Consider the following 7,009-nt stretch of genomic DNA (forward strand, 5'->3'; position numbering starts at 1 on the left):
TTGTTGTATGGGGGGGGCGGCGCGTGCGCAGTTGCCGCAAAGACGGGGTGCAAGTATGCGAGGTTTGGCGCGGCGTTTCCAATCCCTTTCGCCTGCTTCAGTAATATATAAAACATATCAATGGATCACCGCCGCAATGAAAGAAGCACTCATCGACGTGCGCGCATGGCGCCAGTTCGTGGCCGTGGCCGAGGAGCTGCACTTCGGCCGCGCCGCCCTGCGGCTGCACATGACGCAGCCGCCGCTCACCCAGGCCATCGCGCAGATGGAGCGCTCGCTGGGCGTGATGCTGTTCGACCGCACGCGTCGCCGCGTGGCGCTCACGCCGGCCGGTGAGGCGCTGCTGCCCGATGTGCGGGACTTTCTGGAGCGGGCCCAGGCCCTGCCCGTGCGGGCGCGCGCGGCTGCGGCGGGCGAGGTGGGTCGGGTGCGCCTCGCGTTTGTCTCCACCATCGGTTTCGAGCGGCTGCCCGAATGGGTGCGCGACTTTCGCCTGCTGTGTCCCCAGGTGGCGCTGGAGCTGGTGGAAGCCACCGGCGACGTGCAGCGCGAGCTGTTCTCGCGCGGCGAACTCGATGCCGGGCTGATGCTGCACTCGCCCGGTTTCGCTCCGCCCGAGCTGGCACGCCTGGCCGTGCGCGAGGAGCCGCTGGTGCTGGCCCTGCCCGAGCGCCACCCCCTGGCGCAGGCATCGCGCCTGGACCTCGCACAGGTGCTGGCCGAGCCGCTGGTGATCTTCCCGCGCCGCATAGTGCCTTCGTTGCACGACGCGATCTTTGCGCTGTACCACGCGGCCGGGCGCGTGCCCGTGGTGGCGCAGGAAGCCATCCAGATGCAGACCATCGTCAACCTGGTCTGGGGCGGCCTGGGTGTGGCCTGGGTGCCCGAAAGCGTGACGCAGTTCCGCCGCGAAGGGGTGGTCTACCGGGCTGCCGATGCCCTGGCGCCTTCCGCGCCGGGCCGCCCGCGCTCTCCGGCCAGGGCCTCGCAGGTTTCGGCAGGGCAGGCCACCGCAGTGCAGGGGCTGCCCGTGTGCGAGACCAGCCTGGTCTGGCCCCCGGCACTCAACAACCCGGCGCTTGCGCGCTTCATCGGATTTCTGCAGGAGCGGACGGGGCCGATGCGGAACGCACGAACAGCAGGGCCGCTGCCACCGCCAGCAGGGGCAGCGCCACGGCGTTGATGGCGGTCCAGCCCACGCCGCTGAGCAGGGCGCCGGAGGCGAACGACATCACGGCCGCCACGACGCCATTGGCCAGCTGCATGAGCGCCTGCGCCTGCCCGCGCTCTTCGGCGGCGTGGTGCTCTGCGAGCAGCGTGGTGCCGGCAATCACCATCAGATTCCAGCCCGTTCCCAGCAGAAACGAGCTGGCCAGGAACTCGGTGAACGACAGGCCCGACAGCGCCACCACCGCACTCAGCGCCAGGCAGGCCGCGCCCGCCGTGGCGACGCTGCGGCTGCCAAAGCGGTCCACCAGCACGCCCGAGAACAGCGCAGGCGCGAACATGCCGATCACGTGCCACTGGATCACCTGCGCAGCCGATGCGGCGGAGAAACCGCACACCTCCATCGCCAGGGGCGTGGCGTTCATCACCAGAATCATCAGCCCGTGGCCGATGGCCGTCATGCCCACCGCAGCGCGCAGGCCGGGGCGGCCCAGCAGGGCGCGCAGAACGGCCAGCCCCCCGGGTGCAGGCTGCGGCACTGCGCCTTCGCGCAGGCGCGCCATCACGGCCCAGCCCAGCGCAGACAGCACCGCAATCGCCAGGTAGGCGCCTGCCAGCGGCGTGGCCAGCACGTTGCGTGACCACAGCGCCAGCGGCGGCGCAAAGAACGCGGCACACAGGCCGCCAGCCACCACGCAGGCCGCGGCGCGGCCCTTTTGCGTTGGGTCCACCGCTTCCAGCGCCGCGTAGGTGTAGTAGCCCGACGACGCCTGGTAGGCGCCGATGGACAGCATGCCGATGCAAAACACGGTGAAGCTGCCCCACTGCACGCCCGCCATGCTGACGAGACCCCCGGCCACACCAAAAAGAGCGCCGACCTGCAGACCTGCACGCCGCCCCCGGCGCTGCATGAACAGCGACAGCGGCTGCACCGACACAAGGTGGCCCAGCACCAGCAGCGCCAGCGGCAGTGTGGCGAGCGAAGGCGACGGCGCCAGCCGTGCCCCCACGATGGAGGTCAGCGTGATGCCGATGATGGAGCAGCCCCAGTACAGGGCCTGGCCCGCAAACAGCAGGCGAACGGAAGCATTGCGCAAGAGCAGCATGACGGTCTTTCAGGGGAGGCGCCGGGATGGCGCGAAAGGGGGGAAAAGCGTCCGGGCGCGGATCAGTCGAGCGGGGTGCCCGCGCCGAAGCGCTGCGCATAGGCCTGCGGGCTCACGGCACGGTGCTTGTGAAAGCTGCGGCGCAGGTTCTCGGGGTGATCGAATCCGCACAGCCGCGCCACGGTGGAGACCGAGGCCTGGGCTTGCGAGAGCAGCGTGGAGGCTGCCTCCACCCGCACCCGCTCCACATAGCGGCCGGGCGTGGTGCCCAGCTCGCGCTGGAACACCCGCGTCAGCGTGCGCGGCGGCATGCAGGCGCGCTCGGCCAGCGCGTCCAGCGACAGGTCGCCGCCCAGCTGCGTCGGAATCCATTCCAGCAGGGCCGCCAGCCGGGGTGCATGCCGGGTTTCGGGGGCGAGCATCGCGCTGAACTGCGCCTGCCCGCCAGGCCTGCGCATGAACATCACCAGCCGCCGCGCCACGGCCAGCGCCATGGGGCGGCCCAGGTCGGCCTCGACCAGTGCCAGCGCCAGGTCGATGCCGGCGGTGACTCCGGCCGACGTGAAGATGTGGCTGTAGACCGGGCTGGCCGCGTCATAGGTGTGCAGGCAGTCGTCGTCCACCTGCACTTCGGGAAAGTCGCGGCGAAGCTGGTCGGTGCGGCACCAGTGGGTGGTGGCATGCAGCCCGTCGAGCAGCCCGGCCTGGGCCAGCAGCAGCGCGCCAGAGCAGACGGAGCCCAATCTGCGCACCTGCGGTTCCGCGTTGCGCAGCCACTGCTGCAGGGGGGTGTTGCCCAGCTGGGCGATGACTCCGTCCCCGCCTGCGACCAGCAGTGTGTCCAGGCTCGCGGGGTCCAGCGTGCGCCAGCCCGCATCGGCCACCAGCGCAAACCCGGCCGACGTGGTCACCGGCCCCGGAGCCTGCGCCACCAGGCGCAGCGCGTACGCGGGCGGCAACCCGTGGCCGGTGCGCTCGGCGTTGGCCGAGCCGAAGACCTGCAAGGGCCCGACCGCGTCCAGGCTCATCACGTCGGGGTAGATCAGGCAGGCGATGGTGCGGGTGGGCTCGGGCATGGCGCCAGTGTCGGCGTTCGCTGGCTTGGCCGCAATGACAACCATCCCATAGATCTGGCCACCATCGCGCACGCTTCAGCGCGCGGGCTGGCACCAAGCGCGGGGAGCTATCCCGTGCATCGCCAAAGGGTCGCCGCCCCCACCAGGCGTGGCGGCGACTTCGGTGTTCGATGCAGGGGCCTCAGAAGTCCACTTGCGCCGACAGCATCAGCGTGCGCGGCGCGCCCACGGTGGTGTAGCCCGATGCCGTCACCCAGTACGCCTTGTCGGAGACGTTTTCAAGGTTTGCGCGCAAGACCACCGGCTTGCCCGAGATCCTGGTGGCGTAGCGAGCGCCAATGTCCACGCGCGTCCAGGCGGGCATGCGCAGGGTGTTGGCGGCGTCATAGAAGATGGCCGAGGTATTGATCACGCGGCCGTTCAGGCTCAGGCCCTGCACCCAGGGCGTGTCCCAGTCGAGGCCCAGGTTGAACGTGCGGTCGGGCACGCCGTTGGCGTCCTTGCCCTGGTTCACGCCGCCCGCCGTGCGCGCGAGCTTGGCGGTGGTGAACGAGGCGCTGGCCATGGCGCGCAGGCCGCGCTGGATCTCGCCGTAGGCGGTCAGCTCCAGCCCGCGCACGCGGGTTTCGCCGCCGAAGCTGTACACGTTGGTCACGGGGTCCGTCATGGAGCCGGGCCGTTCGATCTGGTAGAGCGCGGCCTGCGTCATCAGGCGGCCCCAGTCGACCTTCACGCCCATCTCCAGCTGCTTGGACTTCTGCGGCGCGAAAACCTGGCCTGCATTGGCCGTGGTCGGCCCGGCAATTCCCCCGGCCTGCAGTCCGGCCGTGTAGTTGCCATACACCGAGATGTTGCGCGCGGGCTTCAGCACCACGCCCGCCAGCGGTGTGATGGCATCGGCCTTGTAGCTGGTGGCGCCTGCGGCAGTCTTTTGGTGGATGGTCTGCTCGCGCACGCCCAGCGACACCAGCAGGCGGTCGTTGAAGAAGCCCATGGTGTCTGCCAGCGCCAGGCTCGAGTGCACCAGCTCGCCGGTCTTGCTGGGCTCGCCGCGCGGGAAGGTGATGGTGGGCAGCGGAGAAGGGTTGTAGATGTTGGAGGTGACCGCGTTGGTGGTCAGCTGGTAGAAGTAGCCGCTTTCCCGGTCCATGCGGTTGGCCGCAACCACCAGGGTGTGGCCCACGCCGCCGGTCTTGAAGCGCGTGCGCGCGCCAATCTCGCCCGACGTCGTCTTGTTGTACTCGTCGTAGTAGCCGTTGCGCACCGAAAAATCCCCCTGCGCGTTGATGCGCGGGCCGGCGGTGGGGAAGTGCTGGTCGCTCGTCACGTCGCTGTAGCCCAGGCCGCCATACACCACGGTGCTGTCGGTGATGTCGTATTCCGCGCGGGTGATCACGGTCTTGGCGGCGTCGGTCAGCACCGTGCCGGGGTTCCAGTTGGTGCGGTTGTCGGGCACGGCAGGCACCTGCGAGATGCCGGCCAGAAAAGCGCTCTGCGGGCGGTACTCGGTGGTCTTGCCGCTCGATGCGAGCAGGTCGGCGGACCAGCGCAGGCGGGCACCGGCGTAGTCCACGCCCAGCGCGCCCAGCTCCAGGCGCTGGCGGCCGCCATCGATGTTGCCTTCGCCATTGCGCGCCACCAGGTTGCCGCGCACGCCCCACTGGTTGTCCTCGCCGAAGCGGCGGCCCACGTCCAGGTGTGCGCCAAACTGGGCCTTGCCCATGTAGGTGGTGGTCAGGCGGGTCAGGGGGGTGTCTGCGGCGCGCTTGGTCACCACGTTGATGCTGCCGCCCACGCTGCCGCTCGGGCCCACGCCGTGCAGCAGGGCGCCGGGGCCCTTGAGCACCTCCACCCGCTCGACCATCTCGAGCGGCATGCGGGTGGAGGGCACCAGGCCGTACAGGCCGTTCAGGCTGGTGTCGCGGGCCGACACGCCAAAGCCGCGGATCTGGAAGTCTTCACCGTAGCCGCCGCGCGCCTGCAGGGTGCGCACCGACGCGTCGTTCATCACCACGTCCGACACGGTGAGGCCTTGCTGGTTCTCGATGAGTTCGGCGGTGTAGTTGGTGGCGCTGAAGGGCACGTCCATCAGGTCGGTCTTGCCCATCAGCCCCAGATCGCCGCCGCGCGCAAGCTGGCCGCCGGAATAGGTCTTCTGCAGGCCGCCGATGGACTCGGCCTGGTCGGAGACGACCACGTTCTCAAGGCGGTGTTCCTGGGCGGCAGGCGCTGTCTGCGCCAGTGCGCCGGCCGCGGCCAGCGCCAAACCAGTGCCCAGACAATGGCGCACGACCGAGGCAACAGGGTGAAGGGCGAATCGGCGCGAAGGGTGCAGCCGGAGTGCAGAGCGGGAAGTAGGCATGGGCATCAGGCTTTGCGCACTGTGGGAAGGGGGCGGCGGCACAGACCGCCTGGGCGGCTGCGAGGCCCGCGCACTCCCGGCCGACAGCGGCGCCAAAGCAGAGGAATGGGAACAATAGGGTTGTAAAGAATTGCAAATGATAACAGTACGCATTTGTATTGGCATTTCTGCGGCGCCGTGTCGCAATGCGTGATGGCGGTGACTGACGGCGCTGCCCGGTTGCGGGCCTTGTCGCGCTGGCCGGTCGCACTGCCCGGTCGCGTGGTCTGATCGCGCCGCTGCAAGGCCTGCGCGCACCGCCGATGGCCCGCGCTGGGTGGGCTGCGTGAGAGGGCGGGACAGGCCGGGCACAATACCGCCCACCATGCTGACCTACCCCCACATCGACCCCGTTGCGCTGCAGATCGGCCCGCTGGCCATTCACTGGTACGGCCTGACCTACCTGGCGGCCTTTGCCCTGTTCATGCTGCTGGGCATCCGGCGCCTGCGGCACGAGCCGTTCGCCTCCATCACCGGCCCCGGCGCCTGGACGCGCAAGGACGTGGAAGACATCCTCTTCCTGGGCGTGGCGGGCGTTGTGGTGGGCGGGCGGCTGGGCTACTGCCTGTTCTACAAACCTGGCTACTACCTCAGCCATCCGCTTGAAATCTTTGCGGTGTGGCAAGGCGGCATGGCTTTTCATGGCGGGCTGCTGGGCGTGATCGTGGCCATGCTGTGGTTTGCGCATTCGCGCCAGCGCCCCTGGCTGCAGGTGGCCGATTTTGTGGCGCCCTGCGTGCCCACGGGCCTGGCCGCAGGGCGCGTGGGCAACTTCATCAATGGCGAGCTGTGGGGCCGTTTTGCCAGCCCCGACCTGCCCTGGGGCATGGTGTTTGCGCACAGCGGCTCGATGCAGCCGCGCCACCCATCGCAGGTCTACCAGTTTCTGCTGGAAGGGCTGCTGCTGTTCGTGCTGCTGTGGCTGTATGCGCGCAAGGAGCGCCGCCCGGGCCAGGTGGCTGCGGCCTTCCTGTTTGGCTATGGCGTGTTCCGCTTCATCGCCGAATACTTCCGCGAGCCCGACGCTTTTCTCGGCATCCTGTCGCTGGGGATGAGCATGGGGCAGTGGCTGTGCGTGCCCATGGTTGTGGGGGGGGCGGCGCTGTGGCTGTGGGCGCAGCGCCATCCGCCCGCAGCGCTGGCATCACGCTGAAATATGGGTCAAATTGGCCTGATTAGGTACTTATCTCAGACAGACCCGTTCGCCCTGAGCCTGTCGAAGGGCTGCTGGCAAAGGGCGCCCTGGCTTCGACAAGCTC

5 protein-coding genes are annotated in these 7,009 nt (G+C 69.2%); 2 read left to right on the plus strand and 3 right to left on the minus strand.

All coding sequences use genetic code 11. From position 1 onward, the window contains the following. The first annotated feature begins 136 nt into the window (after positions 1-136). On the plus strand, positions 137-1,183 hold the full coding sequence (locus ACOQFS_RS22230; RefSeq protein WP_421564979.1) for a LysR family transcriptional regulator: 1,047 nt from the start codon (positions 137-139) through the stop codon (positions 1,181-1,183). Here ACOQFS_RS22230 and ACOQFS_RS22235 read toward each other — a convergent pair. From ACOQFS_RS22235 to ACOQFS_RS22245, 3 genes are all read right to left on the minus strand, one after another. Continuing rightward, positions 1,089-2,273 carry an MFS transporter gene (locus tag ACOQFS_RS22235; protein WP_421564980.1) on the minus strand — a complete coding sequence of 395 codons (1,185 nt, stop codon included), beginning with the start codon at positions 2,271-2,273 and terminating at the stop codon, positions 1,089-1,091. The genes ACOQFS_RS22230 and ACOQFS_RS22235 overlap by 95 nt on opposite strands. A gap of 62 nt (positions 2,274-2,335) precedes the next feature. Further along, positions 2,336-3,349, minus strand: coding sequence for a GlxA family transcriptional regulator (locus ACOQFS_RS22240; protein WP_421564981.1), 1,014 nt, complete (start codon positions 3,347-3,349; stop codon positions 2,336-2,338). A gap of 181 nt (positions 3,350-3,530) precedes the next feature. Next, on the minus strand, positions 3,531-5,711 hold the full coding sequence (locus ACOQFS_RS22245) for a TonB-dependent receptor (protein ID WP_421564982.1): 2,181 nt from the start codon (positions 5,709-5,711) through the stop codon (positions 3,531-3,533). Between the two features lie 364 nt (positions 5,712-6,075). Between ACOQFS_RS22245 and lgt the strand changes: the two genes are divergently transcribed. Then, positions 6,076-6,903 carry a prolipoprotein diacylglyceryl transferase gene (gene lgt, locus ACOQFS_RS22250; protein WP_421564983.1) on the plus strand — a complete coding sequence of 276 codons (828 nt, stop codon included), beginning with the start codon at positions 6,076-6,078 and terminating at the stop codon, positions 6,901-6,903. Positions 6,904-7,009: the final 106 nt, after the last annotated feature.

Source organism: Paracidovorax sp. MALMAid1276 (assembly GCF_049198005.1).
In the GTDB taxonomy this organism is placed as follows: domain Bacteria; phylum Pseudomonadota; class Gammaproteobacteria; order Burkholderiales; family Burkholderiaceae_C; genus Acidovorax.